Origin of the sequence: Prauserella cavernicola, assembly GCF_016595675.1 — a bacterium.
Taxonomy (GTDB): Bacteria; Actinomycetota; Actinomycetes; order Mycobacteriales; family Pseudonocardiaceae; genus Prauserella_A; species Prauserella_A cavernicola.
Genome location: NZ_JAENJH010000003.1, coordinates 790,545 through 814,295, shown reverse-complemented (window position 1 = coordinate 814,295; position 23,751 = coordinate 790,545). Strand labels below are relative to the sequence as shown.

27 protein-coding genes are annotated in these 23,751 nt (G+C 70.2%); 9 read left to right on the top strand and 18 right to left on the bottom strand.

What is annotated here, in order from left to right:
• Positions 1 to 2: 2 nt before the first annotated feature.
• On the bottom strand, positions 3 to 1,613 hold the full coding sequence (aceB, locus tag JHE00_RS17305) for a malate synthase A (protein WP_200319074.1): 1,611 nt from the start codon (positions 1,611 to 1,613) through the stop codon (positions 3 to 5).
• Positions 1,614 to 1,643: 30 nt separating this feature from the next.
• Positions 1,644 to 2,930, bottom strand: a complete 1,287-nt coding sequence (aceA, locus tag JHE00_RS17300; RefSeq protein ID WP_200319073.1) for an isocitrate lyase — start codon at positions 2,928 to 2,930, stop codon at positions 1,644 to 1,646.
• A 225-nt stretch (positions 2,931 to 3,155) separates the two neighbouring features.
• Between aceA and JHE00_RS17295 the strand changes: the two genes are divergently transcribed.
• Positions 3,156 to 4,589, top strand: coding sequence for a short-chain fatty acyl-CoA regulator family protein (locus JHE00_RS17295; RefSeq protein ID WP_200319379.1), 1,434 nt, complete (start codon positions 3,156 to 3,158; stop codon positions 4,587 to 4,589).
• 59 nt (positions 4,590 to 4,648) lie between these two features.
• Here JHE00_RS17295 and JHE00_RS17290 read toward each other — a convergent pair whose 3' ends face one another.
• The 6 genes from JHE00_RS17290 to JHE00_RS17265 form a co-directional block, all read right to left on the bottom strand.
• Positions 4,649 to 5,005 carry a hypothetical protein gene (locus JHE00_RS17290; RefSeq protein ID WP_200319072.1) on the bottom strand — a complete coding sequence of 119 codons (357 nt, stop codon included), beginning with the start codon at positions 5,003 to 5,005 and terminating at the stop codon, positions 4,649 to 4,651.
• A gap of 223 nt (positions 5,006 to 5,228) precedes the next feature.
• Positions 5,229 to 5,582, bottom strand: coding sequence for a hypothetical protein (locus tag JHE00_RS17285; RefSeq protein ID WP_200319071.1), 354 nt, complete (start codon positions 5,580 to 5,582; stop codon positions 5,229 to 5,231).
• A gap of 98 nt (positions 5,583 to 5,680) precedes the next feature.
• Positions 5,681 to 6,034 carry a hypothetical protein gene (locus tag JHE00_RS17280; RefSeq protein WP_200319070.1) on the bottom strand — a complete coding sequence of 118 codons (354 nt, stop codon included), beginning with the start codon at positions 6,032 to 6,034 and terminating at the stop codon, positions 5,681 to 5,683.
• 189 nt (positions 6,035 to 6,223) lie between these two features.
• Positions 6,224 to 6,577 carry a hypothetical protein gene (locus tag JHE00_RS17275; RefSeq protein ID WP_200319069.1) on the bottom strand — a complete coding sequence of 118 codons (354 nt, stop codon included), beginning with the start codon at positions 6,575 to 6,577 and terminating at the stop codon, positions 6,224 to 6,226.
• A 102-nt stretch (positions 6,578 to 6,679) separates the two neighbouring features.
• On the bottom strand, positions 6,680 to 7,948 hold the full coding sequence (locus JHE00_RS17270) for a M14 family zinc carboxypeptidase (protein WP_200319068.1): 1,269 nt from the start codon (positions 7,946 to 7,948) through the stop codon (positions 6,680 to 6,682).
• A gap of 139 nt (positions 7,949 to 8,087) precedes the next feature.
• Positions 8,088 to 8,843 carry an acyltransferase gene (locus JHE00_RS17265; RefSeq protein ID WP_200319067.1) on the bottom strand — a complete coding sequence of 252 codons (756 nt, stop codon included), beginning with the start codon at positions 8,841 to 8,843 and terminating at the stop codon, positions 8,088 to 8,090.
• Positions 8,844 to 8,892: 49 nt separating this feature from the next.
• On the opposite strand from JHE00_RS17265, the gene JHE00_RS17260 reads away from it, so the two are divergent.
• Genes JHE00_RS17260 through JHE00_RS17245 form a run of 4 tightly spaced genes read left to right on the top strand, consistent with a single transcriptional unit; the run spans position 8,893 to position 12,508 of the window.
• A complete protein-coding gene (locus JHE00_RS17260) occupies positions 8,893 to 9,858 on the top strand; it encodes a nucleoside hydrolase (RefSeq protein ID WP_200319066.1) in 966 nt (321 codons plus the stop codon).
• A gap of 46 nt (positions 9,859 to 9,904) precedes the next feature.
• Positions 9,905 to 11,080 carry a C40 family peptidase gene (locus JHE00_RS17255; RefSeq protein WP_200319065.1) on the top strand — a complete coding sequence of 392 codons (1,176 nt, stop codon included), beginning with the start codon at positions 9,905 to 9,907 and terminating at the stop codon, positions 11,078 to 11,080.
• 48 nt (positions 11,081 to 11,128) lie between these two features.
• Positions 11,129 to 11,851 carry a class I SAM-dependent methyltransferase gene (locus JHE00_RS17250; protein WP_200319064.1) on the top strand — a complete coding sequence of 241 codons (723 nt, stop codon included), beginning with the start codon at positions 11,129 to 11,131 and terminating at the stop codon, positions 11,849 to 11,851.
• 3 nt (positions 11,852 to 11,854) lie between these two features.
• On the top strand, positions 11,855 to 12,508 hold the full coding sequence (locus tag JHE00_RS17245) for a VOC family protein (protein WP_200319063.1): 654 nt from the start codon (positions 11,855 to 11,857) through the stop codon (positions 12,506 to 12,508).
• Positions 12,509 to 12,514: 6 nt separating this feature from the next.
• On the opposite strand, the gene JHE00_RS17240 is transcribed toward JHE00_RS17245, so the two are convergent.
• Positions 12,515 to 13,114: a permease prefix domain 1-containing protein gene (locus tag JHE00_RS17240; RefSeq protein ID WP_230424498.1), complete on the bottom strand. Its 600-nt coding sequence runs from the start codon at positions 13,112 to 13,114 to the stop codon at positions 12,515 to 12,517.
• 5 nt (positions 13,115 to 13,119) lie between these two features.
• The gene (locus JHE00_RS17235; RefSeq protein WP_200319061.1) at positions 13,120 to 13,455 is read right to left on the bottom strand and encodes a PadR family transcriptional regulator; all 336 of its coding nucleotides are present in this window, start codon (positions 13,453 to 13,455) and stop codon (positions 13,120 to 13,122) included.
• Positions 13,456 to 13,531: 76 nt separating this feature from the next.
• Here JHE00_RS17235 and JHE00_RS17230 point away from each other — a divergent pair, with 76 nt between their 5' ends.
• The gene (locus JHE00_RS17230; protein ID WP_200319060.1) at positions 13,532 to 13,984 is read left to right on the top strand and encodes a hypothetical protein; all 453 of its coding nucleotides are present in this window, start codon (positions 13,532 to 13,534) and stop codon (positions 13,982 to 13,984) included.
• Between the two features lie 10 nt (positions 13,985 to 13,994).
• Here JHE00_RS17230 and JHE00_RS17225 read toward each other — a convergent pair whose 3' ends face one another.
• From JHE00_RS17225 to JHE00_RS17215, 3 genes are all read right to left on the bottom strand, one after another.
• Positions 13,995 to 14,870, bottom strand: coding sequence for an NAD(P)-dependent oxidoreductase (locus JHE00_RS17225; protein WP_200319059.1), 876 nt, complete (start codon positions 14,868 to 14,870; stop codon positions 13,995 to 13,997).
• Positions 14,871 to 14,939: 69 nt separating this feature from the next.
• Complete coding sequence (locus JHE00_RS17220) at positions 14,940 to 16,124, bottom strand: cytochrome P450 (protein ID WP_200319058.1); 1,185 nt, start codon at positions 16,122 to 16,124, stop codon at positions 14,940 to 14,942.
• A gap of 101 nt (positions 16,125 to 16,225) precedes the next feature.
• Complete coding sequence (locus JHE00_RS17215; protein ID WP_230424235.1) at positions 16,226 to 17,035, bottom strand: helix-turn-helix domain-containing GNAT family N-acetyltransferase; 810 nt, start codon at positions 17,033 to 17,035, stop codon at positions 16,226 to 16,228.
• 76 nt (positions 17,036 to 17,111) lie between these two features.
• Here JHE00_RS17215 and JHE00_RS17210 point away from each other — a divergent pair, with 76 nt between their 5' ends.
• From JHE00_RS17210 to JHE00_RS17200, 3 genes are all read left to right on the top strand, one after another.
• Positions 17,112 to 17,591, top strand: a complete 480-nt coding sequence (locus JHE00_RS17210; protein ID WP_200319056.1) for a SixA phosphatase family protein — start codon at positions 17,112 to 17,114, stop codon at positions 17,589 to 17,591.
• A 124-nt stretch (positions 17,592 to 17,715) separates the two neighbouring features.
• A complete protein-coding gene (locus JHE00_RS17205) occupies positions 17,716 to 18,465 on the top strand; it encodes an SDR family oxidoreductase (RefSeq protein ID WP_200319055.1) in 750 nt (249 codons plus the stop codon).
• Positions 18,466 to 18,493: 28 nt separating this feature from the next.
• Entirely contained in the window at positions 18,494 to 19,381 is an 888-nt protein-coding gene (locus tag JHE00_RS17200; RefSeq protein ID WP_230424233.1) for a LysR family transcriptional regulator, read from the top strand.
• A gap of 1 nt (position 19,382) precedes the next feature.
• On the opposite strand, the gene JHE00_RS35580 is transcribed toward JHE00_RS17200, so the two are convergent.
• The 5 genes from JHE00_RS35580 to JHE00_RS17180 all read right to left on the bottom strand — a co-directional run bounded on the left by JHE00_RS35580 (position 19,383) and on the right by JHE00_RS17180 (position 23,714).
• Complete coding sequence (locus JHE00_RS35580) at positions 19,383 to 19,517, bottom strand: hypothetical protein (protein WP_268958293.1); 135 nt, start codon at positions 19,515 to 19,517, stop codon at positions 19,383 to 19,385.
• A 409-nt stretch (positions 19,518 to 19,926) separates the two neighbouring features.
• Positions 19,927 to 21,105: a THUMP-like domain-containing protein gene (locus tag JHE00_RS17195; protein WP_200319054.1), complete on the bottom strand. Its 1,179-nt coding sequence runs from the start codon at positions 21,103 to 21,105 to the stop codon at positions 19,927 to 19,929.
• Positions 21,106 to 22,083, bottom strand: coding sequence for a class I SAM-dependent methyltransferase (locus JHE00_RS17190; RefSeq protein ID WP_200319053.1), 978 nt, complete (start codon positions 22,081 to 22,083; stop codon positions 21,106 to 21,108).
• Position 22,084: 1 nt separating this feature from the next.
• Positions 22,085 to 22,864, bottom strand: a complete 780-nt coding sequence (locus JHE00_RS17185; RefSeq protein ID WP_200319052.1) for an enoyl-CoA hydratase/isomerase family protein — start codon at positions 22,862 to 22,864, stop codon at positions 22,085 to 22,087.
• A gap of 34 nt (positions 22,865 to 22,898) precedes the next feature.
• A complete protein-coding gene (locus JHE00_RS17180; RefSeq protein WP_200319375.1) occupies positions 22,899 to 23,714 on the bottom strand; it encodes an ABC transporter ATP-binding protein in 816 nt (271 codons plus the stop codon).
• Positions 23,715 to 23,751 lie beyond the last annotated feature (37 nt).

The following is a 23,751-nucleotide window of genomic DNA, read 5'->3' as shown; positions in this document are numbered from 1 at the left end:
GGCTACCCGGCCGTGGCGTGGGTCAGGTAGCGCGCGTAGGCGCTCGTGGTGAGGAAGCTCGGCAGCTTCTCCCCGAGCGCGGTCTCGACGAAGATCTCCCGAGCGTCGGCCAGCCGGGAGCCGTCACCGAAGTCGGCACGGACCGAGGCCAGCTCCTCGTCGAGCCACGTCGTCACCAGGTGGCGGGTGACCAGCGTGCCGTCGTCGAGCTTCGTGCCGTTGCGGATCCACTGCCACACCTGGCAGCGAGCGATCTCCGCGGTGGCGGCGTCCTCCATCAGGTCGGAGATCGCCGCGGCGCCCGTGCCCTGCAGCCACGCGTCGACGTAGCGCAGCGCCACGTTGATGTTGGCCCGCAGCCCCCGCTCGGTCACCTCTCCGCCGGTGGCGGCGACGTTGAGCAGGTCGGCCTCGGTCACCTCGACGTCGTCACGCAGCCTGCCGAGCTGGTTCGGCCAGCCGCCGAGCACGCTGTCGAACGCCTCGCGGCACACCGGGACCAGGCCGGGGTGCGCGACCCACGACCCGTCGAAGCCGTCACCGGCCTCGCGTTCCTTGTCCTGGCGGACCTTCTCCAGCGCGATCGCGTTCACCTCCGGGTCCCTGCTCGGGATGAACGCCGCCATGCCGCCGATCGCGTGCGCCCCGCGCCGGTGACTCGTCCGCACCAGCAGCTCGGTATAGGCCCGCATGAACGGCACGGTCATCGTCACCTCGGCGCGGTCGGGCAGCACGTAGTTCTGCCCCGCCGTGCCGAAGGTCTTGATGAGACTGAAGATGTAGTCCCACCTGCCCGCGTTGAGCCCCGCGGCGTGCTCGCGCAGCTCGTAGAGGATCTCGTCCATCTCGAACGCCGCGGTGATGGTCTCGATCAGCACGGTCGCCCTGATGGTGCCCCTGGGCAGACCGAGCTCCCGCTGCGCGAGGCGGAACACGTCGTTCCACAGGCGCGCCTCGAGGTGGCTCTCGAGCTTGGGCAGGTAGAAGTACGGTCCGCTGCCCTTGGCCACGAGCCGCCTGGCGTTGTGGAAGAAGTAGAGGCCGAAGTCGACGAGACTGGCCGACACGGGACGGCCGTCGATCCGGAGGTGTTTCTCCACCAGGTGCCAGCCACGCGGCCGGGCGACGATCGTCGCCGGGTCGTCGCCGACCGTGTAGTGCTTGCCCTTGTCGGTGAAGTCGATGTCGCGCCGGATCGCGTCGTACAGGTTGAGCTGGCCGCCCACCACGTTGCTCCAGGTCGGCGAGGTGGCGTCCTCGAAGTCGGCCAGCCACACCTTCGCACCGGAGTTCAGCGCGTTGACCGTCATCTTGCGGTCGGTGGGGCCGGTGATCTCGACGCGCCGGTCCTCGAGCCCCGGTGCCACCGGAGCCACCTGCCAGGAGTCGTCGCCACGGATCCGGCGCGTCTCGGGCAGGAAGCCGAGCTGCTCCTCGCCCGAGGCGATCCGGTCGCGCCTGCGCCGCCGGGCGTCCAGCAGCTCTCGCCTGCGGCCCGCGAAGGCGTTGTCCAGCTTCGCCACGAACTCCAGCGCGGCGGGGGTGAGGATCTCGTCGAACCGGTCGCCGGCGGGGCCCGCGACCTCGAGCCGGTAGTTGAGCGTGTCAGCCATCTCGTCGTCCCTCCAGGACGGGGTGCTCGCCTAGAACTGGGCCTCTTCGGTGGAACCGGTGAGCGCGGTGGTCGAGCTCTCCGGGTTCAGCGCGGTGCTGACCTGGTCGAACCAGCCGGTGCCGACCTCGCGCTGGTGCTTCGTGGCGGTGTAGCCCCGCTCCTCCGATGCGAACTCGCGCTCCTGCAGGTCGACGTAGGCGGTCATGCCCTCGCGGGCGTAGCCGTGAGCCAGGTCGAACATCGAGTGGTTCAGCGCGTGGAAGCCGGCCAGCGTGATGAACTGGAACTTGTAGCCCATGTGGCCGAGCTCGCGCTGGAACTTGGCGATGGTCGCGTCGTCGAGGTGCTTCTTCCAGTTGAACGACGGCGAGCAGTTGTAGGCCAGCATCTGGTCGGGGAACTCGGCCTTGATGGCCTCGGCGTACTCGCGGGCGACCTCGAGGTCGGGCTCGGAGGTCTCCATCCACAGCAGGTCGGAGTACTCCGCGTAGGCGAGGCCGCGGTCGATGCACGGCTGGATTCCGTTGTGCACCTTGTAGAAGCCCTCCGACGTGCGCTCGCCGGTGAGGTACTTCTGGTCGCGCTCGTCGACGTCACTGGTGATCAGCGTGGCGGCCTGGGCGTCGGTGCGGGCGACGACGAGGCTCGGCACGTCGAGCACGTCGGCGGCGAGGCGCGCGGCGTTGAGGGTGCGCTCGTGCTGCTTGGTGGGGATCAGCACCTTGCCACCCAGGTGGCCGCACTTCTTCTCCGACGCGAGCTGGTCCTCCCAGTGCACACCGGCGGCTCCCGCCGCGATCATGCCCTTCATCAGCTCGAACGCGTTGAGCGGACCGCCGAAGCCCGCCTCGGCGTCGGCGACGATCGGGGCGAACCAGTCAGTGGCATCGCTGCCGGTGTTTCCTTCTGCCCAGTTGATCTGGTCGGCCCTGCCCAGCGCGTTGTTGATGCGACGGACGACGGCGGGCACCGAGTTGGCCGGGTACAGGCTCTGGTCCGGGTAGGTCTGGCCCGCGAGGTTGGCGTCGGCGGCCACCTGCCAGCCCGAGAGGTAGATCGCCTTGAGGCCGGCGCGGACCTGCTGCACCGCCTGGTTGCCCGTCAGCGCGCCAAGCGAGTGCACGTAGTCCTCGGTGTGCAGCAGCTCCCAGAGCCGCTCGGCGCCACGCCGTGCCAGCGTGTGCTCCTCGACAACGCTGCCGCGCAGCTTGACCACGTCCGCCGCGGTGTAGGACCGCTTCACGCCGTTCCAGCGCGAGTCGGTCTCCCACTTCTTCGCCAGTTCCGCGGCTGCCTGCTCGAGGTTCTGAACCATTGGACGTCTCCACCTTTGCAAACTTTGCGATTGCCTCGCTGTCCCCCTGAGACTGACATGTACTGCGAAAATGGCACCACAGCTCCAATTTGCCAATTTCTGCGAAATCTACGTAGCATGTTGCGAAGGTTGCGAAGAGGTAGTTTGCACGTCACAGAAAATGTGCAGACTGAACCGGTCGCTTGATCGGTCAGGGCCGGAAGATCTCCGAGGAGAAGTCCAATGGTGGACAAGACTTTCGCGGGCGCGCGGCTGCGGCATCTGCGCGAGAGCCGCTCGATGAGCCAGGCCGACCTGGCAAGGCTGCTGGAAATCAGCCCCAGCTACCTCAACCAGATCGAGCACAACAGCCGGCCCTTGACCGTTCCAGTACTGCTGCGGATCACCGAGGCGTTCGGCGTGGACACCGAGTTCTTCGCCAACAACGACACCGCGCGGCTCGTCGCCGACACCCGGGAGGCACTGCTCGACGAGGCCATCGGGCTGGAGGCCACCACGAGCGAGCTCAACGAGCTCGCCACCAACCTGCCGAGCATCGCCCAGGCACTGGTGCGGCTGCACCGCACGTACCGCAACGCGGTGGAGACCACGGCCGCACTGGTCGCCGAGAACGGCACCGGGCTGCACGGCAGCGCCGCCGCGTCACTGCCGCACGAGGAGGTGCGCGACTTCTTCTACGAGCGGGAGAACTACGTCGCCGAGCTGGACGAGCGCGCCGAGACCATGTCCGGCGAGATGGGGCTCAGGCGCGGCGACGTGCACCGCGCGGTGCTCAACCGCCTCACCGACCGCTACGGAGTCACGGTGACCAGCGACGGCATCGACGAGGCCGCGGGCCAGCAGCATCGCTACGAGCCGGAGGCGCGCATCCTGCGCATGGCGCCGAGCCTGCGCATCGGGCAGCGGGCTTTTCGGATGGCGTCGCAGATCGCGGTGCTGGAGTACGACGACCTGATCACCGAGCTCGCCGACTCGTGGGCGTTCTCCGGACCGGCCGCGCGTTCGCTGGCGAGGGTGGGGCTGGCGAACTACTTCGCGGGCGCGCTGATCCTGCCCTACGGCCCATTCCTGTCGACGGCCGAGAAGTTCCGCTACGACATCGAGCGATTGTGCGACCACTTCGGTGTCGGCTTCGAGACGGTGTGTCACCGCCTGTCGACGCTGCAACGGCCCAAGGCGCGCGGCGTGCCGTTCTCGTTCGTGCGGGTCGACAGGGCGGGCAACATGTCGAAACGGCAGTCGGCGGCGGGGTTCCACTTCTCCCGCGTCGGCGGCGCGTGTCCACTGTGGTGCATCTACGAGGCGTTCACGTCGCCGGGCAAGATCATCACCCAGATCGCGACGCTGCCGGACGGCAAGAGCTACTTCTGGATCGCGCGCACGGTCTCGCGCAACATCGGCGGCTACGGCAGCCCCGGCAAGATGTTCAGCGTCGGTCTCGGCTGCGAACTGCGGCACGCGCGGCGGCTCATCTACTCCACCGGCCTCGACCTCGACGATCGTGCCGCCGCGACGCCCATCGGCATGGGCTGCAAGGTGTGCGATCGCCCGGCCTGCCCGCAGCGGGCGTTCCCGACGATTGGCAAGCAGCTCACGGTGGACGAGAACGCGAGCACCTTCGTGCCCTACCCCGCCGTGCCCAAACGTGCGGACTCCTGACACGCGGGAGAAGCCACCGCCGCGGCGGTGGCTTCTCCCGCGTAGCGCCGCAGGTCAGCTCAGCACGGGACACCTTCGGTCGAGTTCACACCGACCCGGAACGGACCGAGTTCGTTGATCATCTGATACAGGCCGGGGCCCCAGCACCTGTCGACGTTGCCGGTGCTCTTGGTGCTGCTGTCGAAGTACACGATCGACACCCAGCGGTTGCCCGGCCCGCACACCTCGTAGGTCTGGTTGATCTGAGACAAGCCGCATTCCTGAACCCGCACGTCCTCGTTCGCGGACGCCGCGTGGGCGGGCGCGGCGACAAATGCGGTTGTCGCCAGTGCCGCAGCCGCGGTCAGGCAGACATTTCTGATGGTGAAGCGCGTTGCCCGCTCTTCCCGGTTGGACTGTGATGGCTTCGCTGCCATTGTCGTCTCCTTCCGCAGAAAATCCTGGCCACACAAGCGAAACATGTCGAAAGGGGCCGATCGCGACAACGTGACAGGAACAGGACACCCGTGGATGTACTCAGCCCTTCAAGCGCAGAGAGATCCACTGTAGACATACAGTGCAGGACAGCAGAGAGCCACCGTCACCGACCTGCTGACAGATCGGCGACGGTGGCTCTCTCCCTGTGCGACTGGGCTCAGCTCAGCACGGAATCCCCTCGTAGGAGTTGACCGCGAGCCGGAACGGACCGAGTTCGGTGATCATCTGGTAGACCCCGGGACCCCAGCACTTCGACACGGTTCCGCTGCTCCGGTCGCTGCTGTCGAAGTAGGAGATCACCACGCCGCGGTTGCCCGGCCCGCACACCTCGTAGGTCTGGTTGATCTGGGACAGGCCGCATTCCTGGACCCGCATGCCACCTCCGGCCGGCGCGGCCTGGGCCGGCGCGGCCGCGAACGCGATCGTCGCGAGTGTCGCCGCTCCGGTCAGGCCGATGGCTCGCAGGGAGCGCCTCGTTCGGGTTTTCCGGTTCGACGTCGAGTGCTTCGCGGTCATGCTCTCTCCTTCCCCGAGAAATCCTTACCTCACAAGCGAAACACGAATCGATGAGACGCGCTCGACAAGGTGGCAGGAACCGGACACAAGACCGGGTGTCAGCACGGCACACCTTCGTTGGCCGTCACCGCGAGCCGGTACGGCCCGAGCTCACTGAACATCTTGTAGACACCGGGACCCCAGCACTTGTCCATGATCCCGCTGTCCCTCGTGATGCTGTCGTAGAAGGCGATCGACACCCAACGATTGCCGGGCCCGCACACCTCGTAGGTCTGGTTCACCTGGGACAGGCCACATTCCTGAACCCGCACGTCACCACCGACGGGTGCGGCTTGGGCGGGAGCCGCGACGAACGCGACCGTCGCGAGTGCCGCCGCCATCGTGAGACCGGTGTTGCGCAGTGATCGCCTCATCCGGGCCGCGCGGTCCGACGTGGAATGCTTCGCAGTCATTGTCGTTGCCCTTCCGCCGAGAAATCCTGACAGCACAAGCGGAACACGACTGCCAGGATCGGGATCGTGGCGACGGCAGGAACCGGACACACGACCGGGTGACGAGGCCCGAGAACAACAGAGCCACCGTCGCCGGTCCTACTCGGACTCTGGCGACGGTGGCTCTTCGTTGTCGTACAGACGATCAGCTCAGCACGGAACGCCTTCGTTGGCGGTGACCGCGAGCCGGTACGGGCCGAGCTCGCGGAACATCTGGTAGACACCGGGACCCCAGCACTTGTCCATGATTCCGCTGTCCCTCGTGATGCTGTCGTGGAAGGCGATCGACACCCAGCGATTGCCGGGTCCGCACACCTCGTAGGTCTGGTTCACCTGGGACAGGCCGCATTCCTGAACCCGCACGTCGCCTTCGCCGGGGGCGGCCTGGGCGGGTGCCGCCACGAATGCGACCGTCGCGAGCGCTGCCGCGGTCGTGAGACCGGTGTTGCGCAGGGTGCGCCGAATCCGAGCTTTCCGGTTCGACATCGAGTGCTTCGCAGCCATTGTCGTTCCTTTCAGCGGAAATTCCTGACAACAGCAGCGAAACACAGCGAACCGGATCGCGCTCGGCACAGTGGCAGGAACCGGACACTCCGACCGAGTGGTTTAGTCCTCGAGCACGTGGGTAGCCGTCCTGGACGCGCTACCGATGCTCGGGCCGCGCGGCGGGATGCTGTCGTAGACGGCCGGGTCGAGGTTGCCGATCTGTCCACTCGCGATCGACGACAGCATGCCGTCGAGTCCGATGTAGACCGTGCGGGTCAGCTGCGTGCGGTACTTCTGGCCGAGCGTCTGGGTCTGGCCGCGCACCTCGAACAACACCGAGCCACTTCCGTTGAGCGCGAACGAGCCGAGCCCGGTTCCCGGCAGGTTGGTGTCCTGCGGGTACAGCGTGATGTTGCCGAACAACGGGTTGTTGTTCGCCCTGCCCTGCAGTGCGTTGTAGACGGCGACGTTGAGCTGCTTCGCGTAGTCGAGGTCGTAGGTGTCGGCGTACTGCTCGTAGCCCGGCGTGGTGGCCGGGTCGTCCACGAACTTGCCCGAGATCGACATGGTGACGAACCGGTCGGGGTCGTCGGGCATCACGTAGCAGGCGCCCTGGTGGTGCAGGTCCACGTACGTGTCGACCTTGCCGAACTCCGCGGTCAGGCCCTTGTAGACATCGCGCACGATCCGCGACTCCGGCGTGATGTACCAGCCCGTGTCGGCCGAGGTGCCGGGGAAGTCCTCGGCCTTCGGCTCGTAGTTCAGGTCGGGGTTGTAGTCGCGGTTGACGTCGAAGCCGGGCAGCTGCGAGTAGTCGTCGCCCTGCCTCGGCTCGGTGTAGTAGTTCCACGCGGGCTCGCTGCCGCGCAGCTGCGGGAACCGGGCGGTGACCTCGTCCCACCTCATGTCGTTGCCCCGGCGGTCCAGCTCGGCGCCGTCGGGGTTCATCTTCGGGATGGCCACGATCGTCAGCTCGGAGCGCATGCGTTTGGCCTTGGCGGTGTCGCTCGTGCCGACGAAGTCGAGCACCTGCAGGATCGCGTCGGTCCCGGTCTTCTCGTTGCCGTGGATCTCGCTGGTGAGCAGCACGGCCTTGGGCCCGGTGCCCACGCGCGCGGCCCAGACCTCCCGGCCGCGGTTGCTCCTGCCGATCTCGGTGACGTCGACGGCTCCGGCGCTGACCCGTTCGAGGCGGGCGAGCTCGTTGCCCAGCTCCCGGTGGTCGGTGAACTCGTGCACGGGCAGGTCGCGCGGCTCGTCGCTGCACTGTTCGGCGGCGGGCGCTCCCGCCGAGGCGGGCTGCGCGATGGCCGGCGTGGTGGCGCTGACCAGCGCGAGCAACGTGGCGCCTGTGACGGCGGCCAGCAACGGGCGTCGTGGTGAGGGCACGGCAACTCCTCAGGCTCTGCAAGGAACCCGCGGGAGGCCCGCGGGTTGTCGGCTGTGGTGTTGCGGTGACGCCACCGTGATAGTTAGTTATAGCTGCTAACTATCACGGTGGAAAGTCCCTGATGTCCGGACTTCTCCGTCAGCCTTCGCCAAGGGTCTTCTGCAGCGCCTTGCTCGCCTTGCGGGCCATGTCCTTGACGGCCTCGCGCCGCTCGGCGTCGGCCTCGTAGTCGGCCTTGCGGTCGCGCACCACGCGCGCGGGCGAGCCCACCGCGATGGCGTAGTCGGGGATGTCGCCGCGCACCACGGCGTGGGCGCCGAGCACGCAGCCCCTGCCCACGCGCGTGCCCTTGAGCACCGACACCTTCGTGCCGATCCAGGTGTCGGGGCCGATCCGTACCGGCGACTTGATGATCCCCTGGTCCTTGATCGGCAGGTTGATGTCGGCGGTGACGTGGTCGAAGTCGCAGATGTAGACCCAGTCCGCCACGAGCGTCGCGGAGCCCAGCTCGACGTCGAGGTAGCTGTTGACGACGTTCTGCCTGCCGAACACGGTCTTGTCTCCGATGCGCAGGGAGCCCTCGTGGCAGCGGATGGCGTTGCCGTCGCCGATGTGCACCCAGCGGCCGATCTCGAGCCTGCCGTAGCCGGGCCTGCAGTGGATCTCGACGTTCTTGCCGAGGAACACCATGCCGCGCAGGACGACGTGCGGGTTGGTGACGCGGAACTTGAGCAGACGCCAGTACCGCACCAGATACCACGGCGAGAACGCGCGGTTGCGCACGATCCAGCGCAGCGAGTCGACCGTCAGGAACCTGGCCTGCTCGGGGTCCTTGCGCCCCCTCCGCCACGCCTGCACCCGGGACAGCACCGGCGATCCCCACATGGACGTCATGGGGTGACCGTAACCTGTCGGACGGACCACGCCGATGCGAGGAGTGACCTTGAGGACCAAGCTGATCATCGACACCGATCCCGGCGTCGACGACGCGTTCGCGCTCACGCTCGCGGCGCTCAGCGAGGACGTCGACCTGCTGGGTGTGACCACCGTGTTCGGCAATGTGGGGCTCGAGGCCACCACGCGCAACGCCCGGCGGGTGCTGGCCCTGTGCCAGCGCGACGACGTACCGGTGGCGGCGGGCGCCGCCAGGCCGCTGGTGCACCACCAGCCCAGGGAGGCCCGCACGGTGCACGGCTCCGACGGGCTCTCCGGCCGTTCCGGCGTGCTGCCCGAGCCCGTCCGTGAGCTCGAGCGGAGCGACGCCGTCACGCTGCTCGCGGAGCTGCTCACCTCGGCCGAGGAACCGGTGACGATTGCTCCGATCGGGCCGTTGACCAACATCGCCGCGCTGCTCGCGGCGCACCCGCACCTGGCGAGCAAGATCGACCGGCTCGTGATCATGGGTGGCGGGATCGCGCGCGGCAACACCACCGCGGCCGCCGAGTTCAACATCTGGAGCGACCCCGAGGCCGCGCACCGGGTGCTGGCCGGCGGCGAGGTGCCGTGCGTGCTGGTGCCGCTCGACCTCACCCATCGCTGCGCCGTCGACGCCAGCTGGCTCTCCGCGCTCGCCGCGTCGGGGCCGATCGGCGCGGCCCTGCACTCGCTCATCCCCGACTACCTGGAGCACTACCGCAGGGCGCTGGGCTTCGAGGGCATCGTCGTGCACGACGCGGTGGCCGTCGCCGAGGCGATCCGGCCGGGGATCCTGCGCACCGAGAGCCTGCCGGTACGGGTGGAGTGCTCGTTCGGCCCGGCGCGGGGCATGACGGTCGTCGATGTCCGGCGGTCGGCTCAGCGGGCCGACACCGACGGCGCGAACGGGCCGTTCACCGACGTCGCGGTGGACGCCGACCTCGATGGACTGCGCGAATTCCTGCTCGAAAGGCTCATCGGACGGCGAGTCTGACGACTTCCTCACCGAGTCGCTACCTCGGCTCTCTATCCTGGGGCCCATGACGTCGGGGGAGGAACACAGCGCACCCACTGAGCCGGACGCGAACCGGACGCGCCCGCGCAGGCGAACGCTGATCGTGGCGCTCGTCGCGGCGGTGGTGGCCGTGGGCGCGCTGGTCGTGACGCTCCGGCCGACGCCGGACGACGAGGAGGTGGCCGCGGCGGCCGCGACCGGCCGTCCCGCTCCGGCGACGACGACCGCCCCACCCTCGGCCAGCTCGGCGCCCGTCGCGCCCGAGACCACCGCGCCGAGCGAGTCCGGGCCGCGGTTCGAGGGCTGGGTCGACGAGGTGGCCGACTGGCTCGACATCCCCCGCCGCGCGATGCACGCCTATGCGGGCGCCACGGTGCGGCTCGGCGACGAGCAGCCCGGCTGCGACCTGTCCTGGGTGACGCTGGCCGGCATCGGCAGCACCACCACCGACCACGGCAGGGCCGGCGGCGAGCTCGGCGACGACGGCAAGCCCGCGGGGCCGATCGGCACGATCGAGCTGAAGGACTTCTCCGGCGACGTCATCTCGGTCGACGGCGCGGCAGGCCCGATGCAGCTCTCCCCCGACGTGTGGGACCGGTACCGGGTCAGCGCCTCCGACGAGGAACCCGACGTGCAGGACGTCGACGACGCCGCGCTCGCCACGGCCCGCGCGCTGTGCGACGGCGGCCGCAACCTGGGCAACGGCCAGCAGTGGCTCGACGGCGTCTCGGCCGTGCAGGACGCCCCGCTGTTCCTGCACCGCGTGCTCGCGACCGCCAACGTCTACGGCACGGTCGGCGTGGAGGGCACCCCGCCGAACCGCGAGGCACTCACCGCAGTGACCTTCGCGATCGAGAAGATCGGCCTGCCGTACGTGTGGGGCGGCAACGGCCAGGAGAAGGGCGACGCCGGGTTCGACTGCTCCGGTCTGACCACGGCGGCCTACGCCGAGGCCGGCCGGACGCTGGAGCGCACGGCGCACTGGCAGTACAACAGCGTGCCGCTGATGTCGCAGAACGACGAACCGCAGCTCGGCGACCTGATCTTCTACGGCGACCCGGCCACCAAGATCCACCACGTCGGCATCTACATCGGCAACCAGCAGATGATCGACGCGCCGACCTTCGGCCAGGCGGTCCAGGTGCACAACTACCGCAAGCCGGGCGACTCCTTCGCCGGGATCGGGCGTCCGGCGGCCTGAGCCGAAAACCGCGTGCGTGACGCCGGTTGATCTTGCAGACTGCCGGGCGTGACCGAGCAGGTGGGGACCGACCCGCAGTACGACGACTTCGCCGACGAGTACCTCGACCACGCGCGCGACGGCTTCTACAACGCGCACTACGACCGGCCCGCCTGTCTGGACCTGCTCGGCGACGTCTCCGGCCGCCGGGTGCTGGACGCGGCGTGCGGGCCCGGTCTCTACGCCCATGAGCTCGTGGAGCGCGGCGCCACCGTGACCGGCGTGGACATCAGCCCGCGCATGATCGAGCTGGCCTCCGAACGGGTGCCCTCGGGCGAGTTCCGCGTGCACGATCTCGGCGAGCCGCTCGACTGGCTGCCCGACAGCTCGATGGACCTGGTCCTGCTCGCGCTCGCGCTGGAGTACCTCGACAACCGGATGGGGGCGTTGCGGGAGCTGCGCAGGGTGCTGCGCCCCGACGGAGCGCTGGTGCTCTCACGCATGCACCCCACCGGCGACTGGCTCCGGCACGGCGGCGACTACTTCACCCCGCGCGTCATCGACGAGGTCTGGAGCAAGGGCTGGCGGGTGCGGCACTGGGTGTCCCCGCTGGAGCGGACGTGCGAGGAGCTGCACGACGCCGGGTTCCTCGTGGAACGCCTGCTCGAACCGAGGCCCACACCCGAGGCCGCGGCGCTCGACCCCGGCCGCTACGAGCGGCTCACCCGCGAGCCCACCGGATTCCTCGCCATCAGAGCCGTGCCGGACCCTCGGCTGCCCGAGCAGGGCTGAGCGGTGCCCGGGTTCTGCTGGCTGGACCTCAAGACGCGCGACCTCGCGGGCACGGCGGCGCTGCTGTCGGCGGTGTTCGGCTGGGAGATCGCCGAGGACGGTGAGCGGCCCACGATCCGCTCGGGCGGTCACCGGATCGGCGGCGTGAGCGATCTGGCGAATCCGGTCTACCCGCCCGGCGTCCCCGCGCACGTCGCCTACTACGTCGCGGTCGACGACGCTGACGGTCGCACCGATGCGGCGGCCCGGCATGGCGCCACGGTGGTGCTCGAACCGTTCGACGTCGGCGGTCAGGGACGCATGGCGACGCTGGTCGACCCGCAGGGCGCGGCGTTCTCGGTGTGGCAGGCGGGCGAGTTCGGCGGCTGGACGTTCCAGCCCGGCACGCCGTCGGCGCCGGGCCGGATGGTGCTCTCGTGCTCCGATCCCGTGCACGCCAGCGACTTCTACGAGCGCACCCTCGGCGGCCCGCTCGACGGAGTCACGGTCACCGCCGCGCCCGGACAGGCGCGATGGGACACGGTCGTCACCGTCGCCGATCCCGTACGTGCCGCCGCACTCGCCTCCGAGCACGGCGGCGACGTGACGTGGCACGGCCCGACGGCGCGGATCGGCACGGGCGACGGAGCGAGCGTGCTCGCCGGGGCGGGCGCGTAGGCGTCGTCAGGCCGGGGTGAGCCGGGCGCACCGGCGGCACGTGCGCGCCGAGCCCGCCACCACGCCGTGCGCCACCACCGCGAGCACGCTCGCGAGCAGCACGAGCGGCCAGCTCGCCGCCGAGGTGAGCGCCAGCGCGAGCGTGGTCGGCACCACGGCCACGCCCGCGATCGTGCCCGACCACGCGGCCACGAGCGGGAGCCACCCCGGCACCGGCAGCCCGCGCGCCACCGAGCCCGTAGCGGCGAGGGTTCCCAGCGCCAGCACCACGCCGACGATTCCGACGGCCAGTGCTACGGCACTCGCGCCCCACGCGAGCGACCACGCGGCGAGCACCACGGGCACGGCGAGGGCGACGGTCAGCGAGGTGCGCCGGGTCTGCGCGACGGTCAGCTCGCGCTGGCACGAGGGAGCGAGCTCGGCGGGGGTGCCGAACTCGCGTACCGCCCGCTCGAAGACACCCTCCGGTGGCTCGCCCTCGCGGGTGTGTGCGGCGATCGTGTCGGCGAGGCCCTCGCGGATCTCGTCGACAAGCCGCGTCCTGACCTTCTCGGGACCGTGCAGGGACGCGGCGAGCTCCGCCGCGTGGGCCTCCACCGACGGCATCGCGCTCACGTCGCGCTCCCCGGCTGCGGGTCGAGCACCGAGCCGATGGCGGTCGTGAACGCCCGCCACGCGCTGCGCTCGTCGGCGAGACCGCGCCGCCCCGCGTCGGTGAGCTCGTAGCAACGGCGGCGGCGCTCGCCGACCGAGTCCCACGTGCTGCGCAGCAGGCCGAGCCGCTCGAGCCGGTTGAGCGCCGGGTAGATCGTGCCCGTGCGCAGCTCCAGTGCTCCGCCGCTGCGTTGCTGGACCGCCGTGATGATCGCGTAGCCGTGCCGGGGGCCCGGTTCGAGCACAGCCAGCAGCAACCCGTCCAGGTGCCCGCGTATCGCGTCCGCCTTCATAGGTAGACAGCCTACACATTATTAGTTGGAAGCGGATATATTGGCAGCCAACTTATCGAGAGCGGAGTCCCCACTCGTGTCCACACTGCTGCTGTCCCTGCACGTGCTTGCGGCGATCCTCGCGGTCGGGCCGATCGCCGTCGCCGCGTCGTTGTTCCCCCGCTACGTCCGCACCCCGCTGCCCGACGGCGGCGAGGCCTCGACCAGGGCCGCGACCGCGGCCGCCGTGCTGCACCGGATCTGCCGCGTCTACACCGCGGTCGGCGCGAGCGTTCCCGTCCTCGGCGTCGCCACTGGTGCCGCACTCGGCGTGCTCACCGATCCCTGGCTGATCGCGTCGGTGGTGCTCACCGCGCTCGCGGCGGGCCTGCTGGCATTCGCGATCCTGCCGAGACAGCAGGACCTGCTGGAAACTCCGGACACCGGGCAGGGCGCGCGGCTGGCCATGATCACCGGGATGTTCAACGTCCTGTGGGCGATCGTCGTGGTGCTGATGATCGTGCGGCCAGGCTCCACCACGAGTGCCTGACCTCCGGGGCTCAGGCGCGGAAGTACTCGATCAGCCGCGAGTAACTGTCGTCGCCGTGCCCGTCGGCGACCGCCGTGCGCACCAGGTCCAGCGTCAGCGCGGGAACACCGCCGGCGACGCCCCGATCCTCGCTCTCCCGCATCAGGTCGACCACCGAGGGCAGGTGGTGACGCAGGCCGCCGAACTCGATCGCGTACTCGCCGGAGTCCACTTCGGCCGCCAGCGACGGCAGCAGGGACAGCACCGAGGACATCGCGGGGCCGGCATCGCCGAGGAAGGACGTGAGGTCGACGCCCTCCTTGGTGAGCAACGCGGCGGCGTGCAGGAACCCGTTGAGCGCGCCCCACATCGTGCCGTGCACGGCCATTCCGTACAGCGTCGGCACTCCCGCGTCCGCCGAGACGAGGACTCCCTTGCCACCGAGGAGATCCAGCGCGCCTCGGTAGCGGTCGTGGACCTCGCGCGAACCGCCGTAGAACACCGTGGCGTCCGGATGCCCGACTCCGGGCGCGATCGTCATGAGCTGGCCGTGCAGGTAGCGCGCGCCGCGCTCCGCCACCCACTCGGCGACGGCGCTCGCCTCTGCCGAGGTCCCGTCGGTCAGGTTCAGCACGTCACGGCCAGCCAGCGCGTCACCGGCCTGCTCGAGAACATCCTTGGCGACGGCATTGCCCTGCACGTTCACGACCACGAGCGGGCTCGCGGCCACGGCGTCGCGCACGGACTCCGCCCCGCCGGCCCCCTCGGCGATCAGGGGTTCGGCGCGGGCGCGAGTGCGATTCCAGACGGTCACCGGGTGACCTCCGCTCAGGAAGGCACGAGCGAGCGCGCTTCCCATCTCGCCGAGGCCGAGCACCGTCACCGGATGAGTGTCCACGTTGGTCATCGGACCACGGTAATACCTCCACCATAATCGAGATAAAGCCCCGATTCCCTGGCAGTTCAAGACTTTCGCTCAGAGCGTGACGGGAAGCTCTGCGAGCCGCCAGGTCCCAGGGTCGGGCACGCGACGCGCGGGGCCCGCCGGGGCCAGCCCCGGAGCGCGCAGCAGCGCCGACAGCGCCACCTCGGTCTGCACCCTCGCCAGCCCCGCGCCGAGACAGAAGTGCGGGCCGTGGGCGTAACCGAGGTGCCCCGGCACGGTCGCAGGGCGCGTGACGTCGAGCCGGTCGGGATCGGCGAACACGCGCGGATCGCGGTTGACCGAGGCGATCGCCACCGTCACGGCGTCACCCTTGCGCACGAGGCGGCCTGCCAGTTCGACGTCCTGCGTGGCGAACCGCGGCATGGTCAGCAGCTGCGGCCCCTGCCAGCGGGTCAGCTCTTCGACCGCACCGGACAGCAGGCCGGGCTCGGCGCGGAGCAGCGCGAGCTGGTCCGGGTTCTCGAACAGCGCGGAGACCCCGTTGGCGATGAGGTTCGTCGGCGTCTGCCCGGCGAGCACGACGTTCCAGACCAGCGTGACCAGTTCGACATCGTCGAGCCGGTCGCCGTCCTCGGCCTGCGCGCGGATCAGGTCGGAGATCAGGTCGTCGCCCGGCTCGGCGCGCCGTGCCGCCACCGCCTTGCGCGAGCCCTCGATGATCCCGGGGATCGCCGCGCCGAACTCGGCTCCGATCCCGGCGGCCACGGCGGCGCCGTACTCGCGCCAGCGCGGCCGGTCCGCCTCGGGGATTCCGGTGAGCTCGCAGATCACGTCCATCGGCAACGGGCGGGCGAAGTGCGACACCAGGTCGACGACCGCGCCGCCCTCCCGGGGCAGTTCGGCGAGCAGCCGCTCGACGAGCACCTCCAGCCGGGGCCGGAACGCCGCGGCACGGCGGGCGGTGAACGCGGGAGCGACCAGCCTGCGCAGCCGCAGGTGCTCGGGACCCTCCACCTCCTGCATCGTTCGCAGGTACGGCGCGCAGTCCTCGGGGACGTCGGGGCGCAGCGCGAAGGTGTTCGCGGTGAGCTCGAACCGGGGGTCGGCCAGCATCACCCTGGCGTCCTCGTGGCGCAGCACGGCCCACATCGCGGGGACACCGGGCGCGGTGAGCCTGGCCAGCCTGCCGCGTTCGCGCAACGGCGCGTAGGCGGCGAAGGGATCGGCGACGACGGCGGGGTCGGTCAGGTCGACGTCGGGAACTGTACTGGCCACGGGCGGACTCCATGTGAAATGACGGCATCATCTGAATGATGACAGTATCTCGAATGATCTGAGCATCGCAAGAAGCCCGGGGGCGGGAGCGCGAGTGCGACTCAGGAAGCCCGGCGCTCCAGCAGGACCGTGTCGTGCCAGACGCCGTCGCGCTGGGCGATGCGCTCACGGACGCCCACCGTGCGGTAGCCGGAGGCGTGGTGCAGACCGATGCCGGGCCGGTTTTCCGTGAGCACCGACGTCTGCAGCAGCCACAGCCCCGCCCGGTCGGCCTCGGTGACCTGCGCGCGCAGCAACGCCTTGCCCACGCCACGACCCCGGAAGGACTCCGCGACGAAGACGGCGCTGTCCGCCACGCCGGAAAAACACGAGCGCGCCGAGACCGGGCTCAGTGCGGTCCACCCCACGACCTCGCCCGCCAGCTCCGCGACCCAGCGATGCCCGTCGAGCCACCGCGCATCGAGCGTCGACCTGCTGGGCACCGCGGTGTCGAACGACGCGAGGCCGGTCGCCAGTCCCTGGCCGTAGATGTCGCGGACCGCGGGCCAGTCGCGGGAATCCAGCGCGCGCACCGAGACCTCGGCCCGCGGATCGACGGGATAGCGAGGCCGCGGCGCGAGCACCCCCATCACCACGTCGGCGGCGTGCGGCAACGCCACGGAGCAGGCGTCGTCGATCGTCACCCGCGTGGTCGTGCCCTGCCTGCTCACGCGCAGGAACCCGATGTCGGAGAGCATCCGGACGTGGTGGGAGCACGTGGACTGGCTGATGCCGACGCGGTCCTTCAGCTCGCCCACCGTGAGCCCGCCGGGCGCCGTGGCGACCGTGTGGAGCAGCCGGACCCTCGTCGGTTCACCGAGGCACGCGAACCAGGCCGCATAGGTCAGGGCGTCGCCGTGCGTGATCGACATGTCGCGCATTATCGACAGGGGATGATCTCGGGGGCAATCCGCCGACAGCGCCCGAACGATACGAGACGATGGGCACGTGCGACGAGAACTCGTGATCCTCAGGCACGCGAAGTCCGACTGGCCCTACGGGGTCGCCGACGAGGAGCGCCCACTGGCCGAACGCGGCCGCCGCGACGCTCCTGAGGCCGGAAAGTGGCTGCGCGCCCACGTGCCCGCCTTCGACCTCGTGCTGTGCTCGACGGCCAAGCGGACGCGCCAGACCTGGCACCTCGTGCGGCGGGAACTGGCCTCCCCACCCGAGGTGACCCACGACGGGCGGCTCTACGGCGCCTCGGCCGGAACACTGGCCGCGATCGCTCGTGAACTGCCGGGCGAGGCGCGCACCGTGCTGTTCATCGGCCACAACCCTGGGCTCGAGGACTTCGTCTCGGAACTGGCGGGCCGCGGCTGCACGCTCAAGACGTCGTCCATCGCGGTGCTGTCGGGCAAGGGTGACTGGTCCGGGGTGCGGCCGGGCTGGGCGAACCTCGACGAGGTCGCCAAGCCACGCGGCTGATCGGGCGGCTGCCTGCGGTTATCGATCGGACTTGTCGGGCCACCCGAACTTCGTGTTTTACCGCGCCCGAGCCTGCCTCCTACGTTCGGTGCGAGGAACCCGAACGACAAGGAGCCGACGAACCATGCCCCAGTTGCGGGACAAGGTCGCGATCATCGCGGGCGGCGCGAAGAACCTGGGTGGGCTGCTGTCCACGACCTTCGCCGAGGACGGCGCCAACATCGTGGTGCACTACCACGGTGACGCCTCCGCGAGCGACGCCGAGCAGACGGTTGGTGCGGTCAAGGAGTCCGGCAGGGACGCGATCGCGGTCCAGGGCGACCTGACGCGAGTCGCCGACGTGCGCCGGTTGTTCGACACGGCGGTCGACACCTTCGGCGGCGTCGACCTCGCTGTCAACACCACCGGGATGGTGCTGCGCAAGCCGATCCTGGAGACGACAGAGGCCGAGTACGACCAGATGTTCGGCATCAACGCCAAGGCCGCGTACTTCTTCATCCAGGAGGCCGGGCGGCGGCTCAACGACAACGGCAAGATCATCAGCCTCGGCACGTCGCTGCTGGCGGCGTTCACCGACGGCTACTCCACCTACGCCGGAGGCAAGGCGCCGCTCGAACACTTCACCCGGGCGGCAGCCAAGGAGTTCGCGGACAGGGGCATCTCGGTCAACACCGTCGCTCCCGGACCGATGGACACCCCGTTCTTCTATCCACAGGAGACACCGGAACGGGTGGAGTTCCACAAGTCGCAGGCACTGGGCAATCAGCTCACCCGCATCTCCGACATCGCCCCGATCGTGCGGTTCCTGTCCACCGAGGGCTGGTGGTTCACCGGGCAGACACTGTTCCCCAACGGCGGCTACACCACCCGCTGAGGCACCCTGGTCCTGAGCCAGGGGAAGGATGGACACCGAGTTGGGACTGGATCTGCGCAAGCTCGAGCATCTCGTCGCGATCGCGGAGGAGGGCACCTTCACCCGCGCGGCCCGGCGGCTGCACCTGTCCCAGCAAGCTCTTTCCAGCTCGATCCGCGCGCTGGAACGCGAGGTGGGGGTGGACCTGCTCGACCGGGGCGGCAACGCCGTCACGGTGCTGCCCGCGGGACAAGCCCTGATCGACGACGCGCGCGTGCTGCACGGTATCGCCCGATCCGCCGTGCGGCGCGCGCGCCGGATCGGGCGTGCCGAGGCCGAGACGCTGCGCATCGGGCACACGCCCGCGGTCACGGGCGACGAGGTCACCGCCCTGATCCGGCGGGTCCACGCCATCCACCCCGAACTGTCCACCCACGTCAACCAGCGCTATCCGGACGAGCTCAGCGAACAGCTGCTCGCCGGTGACCTGGACCTCGGGCTGTGCCGGGCCATGACCCCGGAACGGGGGCTGTCGCACAGCACGATCGACCAGCGCCGGCTGCACGTCGCCGTCGCCACCGACCACCACCTCGCGGACAACGACTCGGTCCGGCTCGCGGCGCTCGCCGACGAGACCGTGATGGTCTGGGGGCACCCCGGCCGCTCCGGCTACACCGACCTGCTCGTGGACCACTGCCGTCAGGCCGGATTCGAGCCGAGGCTGCTGCGCAACCCGATCCAGGGCACACCGCCGGAGACCGCCGTGATCGGTACCGGTCACATCGCCTTCGTCACCGTGGCACCCGGGCTCGCGGCGGGCGGCCGCGTCAAGGTCCTCACGCTGGAGCCGCACGTGCACGTCCCGCTGCACGCACTGTGGCCTCAGCACATCGGCTCCGAGGCACGCGACGCCTTCCTCCGCGGTGCCACGAGCTGAGTCACGCCGGTTCGAACACCCCGAGCGCGTCGTAGGCGTGCCACGAGCCCGCGGTCTTGCCCAGCGTCAGCGTGTTCCGCCCCGGCCGCAGCACGGCCGCGGGAACCGGGACGTGTGCGCCTTGCTGCCAGCCCACCGGTCGGCGGGACCGGGGCGCAGGTACGGCCAGTCCGCGGCGGGAACGCTGACCCAGTCCACGCAGTGGGCACCGTCCGGGACCCAATCCGCGAGTCATGCACTAGAACCGCGAGTCCCCCGCTCCAGACCGCGAGTTCCCCGCTCCGGCCCGCGAGTCCCGCGTTCAGGTTCGCGAGTCTCCCGATCCGGCACTCCCACTCGCACCGCGAACGTGGTGAGCGCACGACACGCGAGTGGGCGAGGCATGGCAGGCCGCCAGAACGCGCAACTCGCAGTCGGGTGTGCACGACTCGCGCGCCGGAGTGCACATCTCGCAGTCGAGAACGCGCCACTCGCGGCCCTGAGTGCGCAACTCGCCGCCCTGAGCGGGGGACTCGCGGGCTGGAGCGGGGGACTCGCGGAGTGCCTTAGGGGCGTTCTGCTCGGCAGAGGAAGGACGTTGGGGTGCGGCCTATGCGCGTCAGCACCACGCTCGCCTCGCCTGAGCCCTTCGGCTTGAGCCTGCGCCGCAACGTGTTCGGGTCGATGTCGAGGCCGCGCACGAGGATCTCGACCCTGCCGATGTCGTGCCTGCGCAACGTGGCGCGCAGAGCCTTCTCGCTGTAGTTCTCGAACTCCAGCACCCGGAACGCACGCACGCCCGGAGGCGGCTCGTCACCAGTGAGGTAGGCGATGCGCTCGTCGAGCTGCCACAGCCCGTGCCGCGCCGCGTAGTGCCGCACGAGCCCCGCCCGCACCACCGCGCCGTCGGGGTCGACGATCCACTCCCCCGGCTCGCCCACCGGAACGTCGTCGGGCTCGGCGTCGGTCACCGTCCACTGTGTCCCGTCAGAACGCAGCACCGTCGCCCTGCGCCCGACGGTGGCCAGCCCCTCACTCCACAGACACGCCTCGCGCACCTGGCCGTCGAGCGAGACGAGCTCCACCTCGCGCGCCCACGGCACGGCGGCGGGGTCGAGTCCGGGCGCGCACTTGACCACCAGGTCGCGCCCGGCGCAGGCGCGGGCGAGCTCGTCGAGCGCGGGCACGAAGTCCTCGGGCCGCCACGTGCGCCGCCCGGAGGAGTCCCTGCGCGCCGGATCGGCCACCACCACACAGTTGCGCGTCACCGGACGCAGTGCGTCGGCGCGCACCAGCAGCGGCGACACCCCGGACCGCGCGCTGTTGTGCGCGGCCATCGCGAGCCGCACCTCGTCCACATCGGACCCGACGCAGCGCGCCGCGGCACCGGCGAGCGCCACCAGGTCGGCGCCGATCGAGCACGTCACGTCGTGGACGTCGCGCCCCGCGAGCCTCCGCGCGCGGACGGCGGCGACCGGCGCCGCGCTGGCCTGCTGCAGGGCGTCCCCGGTGAACAGCCACCGGTCAGCGCCCGGCAGCCCGGCCAGCTTCGACACCGCCTTGCGGCGCAGCACCACCGTTTCCAGCGCCGCGGCATAGCGCTCACCGACGAGCCGCCGCGCCGTGCCGACGTCGGCGATGCGGGTGGCGTCGGTCAGCGGCAGTTCGGCGCACGCCGCCACCGCCCGCTCGCCCTGCTCCGATCGCAGAAAGGCGACGTCGTCGAGCGAGAAGGCGTAGGGCAACTACAGTCCCGTCGCCGCGGGCGGCTTGGTTCCGGTGATCATCACATTGTAGAAGAGCTCACGCGGCAGCACCTTCGACAGCAGCTTCTTGTCCACAGCGGACAGTCGAAGCCACATGTGGTAGGCGAAGAGCCGCCAGCGCACGGTGAGCTTCTCCTGCGGCACGGCGGCCTCGAACGTGCGCACCGGCCAGCCCACCAGCGCCGCGCTGAACTCGTCGGTCACCGCCTTGACGTCCACCGCGCCCGCGCCGAGCGCCGAGCGCTCCAGCTCCGACGGGTCGAACGTGTGCAGGTCCACCACGGCCTCGAGCGCCGCGGCCTGCGAGGACTCGTCCAGCTCCTCCTGCGGCCGCCGCCACTCGCGCAGCGCGGGCAGCTTGGTGACGTTCGTGGTGAGCCACCAGGTCAGCTGGCCGAGCTTGCGGGCGTAGAAGTCACCGACCTTGGTCGGCTCACCCGCGAAGACGAACCGGCCGCCCGGCTTGAGCACCCGCAGCACCGCGCGGAACGCGGCCTGCACGTCGGGGATGTGGTGCAGCACCGCGTGCCCGACCACGAGGTCGAAACTGTTGTCCTCGTAGGGAATTCGCTCCGCGTCGGCGACCCGGCCGTCCACGTCGAGACCCAGCTGCTCGGCGTTGCGCAGGGCCACCTGCACCATGCCCGGTGAGAGGTCGGTGACGGAGCCCTTCTTGATCACGCCGCCCTGCATGAGGTTCAGCAGGAAGAACCCCGTGCCGCTGCCCAGCTCCATCGCCGTGGGGTAGGGCTGGTCCTGCTCGCCGGCGACGGCGTTGAAGACGTCGGTGGCGTAGGAGATGCAGCGCTCGTCGTAGGAGATCGACCACTTCTCGTCGTAGGTGCCCGCCTCCCAGTCGTGGTAGAGCACGTTGGCGAGCTTGGGGTCGGTGTAGGCGGCGCGCACCTCGTCGGCGCTGGCGTGCGGGTTGGGCGCCGGGTCGATCACGTCCGTCACGTCACTTCCCCTCGAAGGTGGCCTTGCCGGGGCCGTTCTCGATGAACGACTGCATGCCGGTGGTCTGGTCCTCGGTCGCCCAGAGCGCGGTGAACAGGTGCGTCTCGAGCTTGAGCCCGTTGCGCAGGTCCATGTCGAGGCCGCCGTCGATGGCGGCCTTCGCGGCGCGCAGCGCCACGGCGGGACCGTTCGCGAACTGCGCCGCCCACGTGTGCGCGGCGGTGTAGACGTCGTCGGGCGCGACGACCTCGTCGACCAGGCCGATCGCCAGCGCCTCCTCGGCCTTGACGAAGCGCCCGGTGTAGATCAGGTCCTTGGCCTTGCTCGGCCCCACCAGCCGCGTGAGGCGCTGCGTGCCACCCGCGCCGGGGATGATGCCGAGCTGGATCTCGGGCTGACCGACCTTGACGTTGTCGCCGATCACGCGGCGGTCGGCGGTGAGCGCCAGCTCCAGCCCACCGCCCAGCGCGTAACCGGTGACGGCGGCGACCGTGGGCTTCGGCAGCTCGGCGAGCGCGGTCAGCGAGGCCGTCAGCTCCGCGCCGAACTGGGAGATCTCCGGATAGGACTTGGCGGCCATCTCCTTGATGTCGGCGCCGCCCGCGAAGGTCTTCTCGCCGCCGTAGAGGATCACGGCCCGGACGTCGGAGCGACGGCCCGCCTCCTCGGCCGCCTCCCGGAGCTCGGCCTGCACCTGGTTGTTCAGTGCGTTGACCGGCGGCCGGTCCAGCCGGATCGTGCCGACGCCCGCCTCGACCTCGAGCCGTACGAACTCGCCCACGCCATCCTCCTTGACTAGGTGCTTCCCGCCGACGTTACCGCCGCCGGGCGAAGAAGCGATCACCCGAGCGTTCGAGCAGCAGGTCCTGCCCGAAGGTCTCCGACAGGTTCTCGCTCGTCAACACGTCGTCGACGAGGCCCGCGGCCACTGCGCGGCCGTCGGCCAGCAGCAGGGCGTGGGTGAAGCCGGGCGGGATCTCCTCGACGTGGTGGGTCACCAGCACCATCGCCGGCGCGTCCGGGTCGAACGCGAGCGACGACAACCGGGCCACCAGGTCCTCACGGCCGCCGAGGTCGAGCCCGGCGGCCGGCTCGTCGAGCAGCAGCATCTCCGGGTCGGTCATCAGCGACCTGGCGATCAGCGTGCGCTTGCGCTCGCCCTCGGACAGCGTGCCGTACATCCGCGTCGCGAGGTGCCCGATGCCCAGCGCGGCGAGCAGTTCCTCGGCGCGTTCGGTGTCAAGCGCGTCGTAGCTCTCGCGCCAGCGGCCGAGCACCGCGTAACCGGCGCTGACCACCACGTCGAGCACCTTCTCCTCGGGAGGGACGCGCCCGTTGACCGCCGCGGACGTGAACCCGATGCGGGGCCGCAGCTCGAAGACGTCGACCCGGCCGAGGCGCTCGCCCAGCACGTGCACGACGCCGTTGGTCGGGTGCAGCTCGGCGGCGGCGAGCTTGAGCAGCGTGGTCTTGCCCGCCCCGTTGGGACCGAGCACCACCCAGCGCTCGTCGAGCTCCACCGACCAGTCGAAGTCGGCGAGCAGCTTGTTGCCGCCCCTCCTGACCTCGACACCGGACATGTGGACCACGAGATCGTCAAGGTTCTCCTGCACCGAGTTCACATGGGCCATTGTCACCGACTCACCACGGCCCCGCGTGCACGGCCCC

Bases quoted from the DNA above. Each gene is read 5' to 3' on its own strand.
- JHE00_RS17290 (WP_200319072.1), bottom strand. From the start codon at position 5,005: ATGGCAGCGAAGCCATCACAGTCCAACCGGGAAGAGCGGGCAACGCGC.
- JHE00_RS17255 (WP_200319065.1), top strand. From the start codon at position 9,905: ATGACGTCGGGGGAGGAACACAGCGCACCCACTGAGCCGGACGCGAAC.
- JHE00_RS17200 (WP_230424233.1), top strand. From the start codon at position 18,494: ATGGACACCGAGTTGGGACTGGATCTGCGCAAGCTCGAGCATCTCGTC.
- JHE00_RS17225 (WP_200319059.1), bottom strand. From the start codon at position 14,870: ATGACCAACGTGGACACTCATCCGGTGACGGTGCTCGGCCTCGGCGAG.
- JHE00_RS17205 (WP_200319055.1), top strand. From the start codon at position 17,716: ATGCCCCAGTTGCGGGACAAGGTCGCGATCATCGCGGGCGGCGCGAAG.
- JHE00_RS17265 (WP_200319067.1), bottom strand. From the start codon at position 8,843: ATGACGTCCATGTGGGGATCGCCGGTGCTGTCCCGGGTGCAGGCGTGG.
- JHE00_RS17285 (WP_200319071.1), bottom strand. From the start codon at position 5,582: ATGACCGCGAAGCACTCGACGTCGAACCGGAAAACCCGAACGAGGCGC.
- JHE00_RS17275 (WP_200319069.1), bottom strand. From the start codon at position 6,577: ATGGCTGCGAAGCACTCGATGTCGAACCGGAAAGCTCGGATTCGGCGC.
- JHE00_RS17280 (WP_200319070.1), bottom strand. From the start codon at position 6,034: ATGACTGCGAAGCATTCCACGTCGGACCGCGCGGCCCGGATGAGGCGA.
- JHE00_RS17215 (WP_230424235.1), bottom strand. From the start codon at position 17,035: ATGTCGATCACGCACGGCGACGCCCTGACCTATGCGGCCTGGTTCGCG.
- JHE00_RS17180 (WP_200319375.1), bottom strand. From the start codon at position 23,714: ATGGCCCATGTGAACTCGGTGCAGGAGAACCTTGACGATCTCGTGGTC.
- aceB (WP_200319074.1), bottom strand. From the start codon at position 1,613: ATGGCTGACACGCTCAACTACCGGCTCGAGGTCGCGGGCCCCGCCGGC.
- JHE00_RS17235 (WP_200319061.1), bottom strand. From the start codon at position 13,455: ATGAAGGCGGACGCGATACGCGGGCACCTGGACGGGTTGCTGCTGGCT.
- JHE00_RS17240 (WP_230424498.1), bottom strand. From the start codon at position 13,114: ATGCCGTCGGTGGAGGCCCACGCGGCGGAGCTCGCCGCGTCCCTGCAC.
- aceA (WP_200319073.1), bottom strand. From the start codon at position 2,930: ATGGTTCAGAACCTCGAGCAGGCAGCCGCGGAACTGGCGAAGAAGTGG.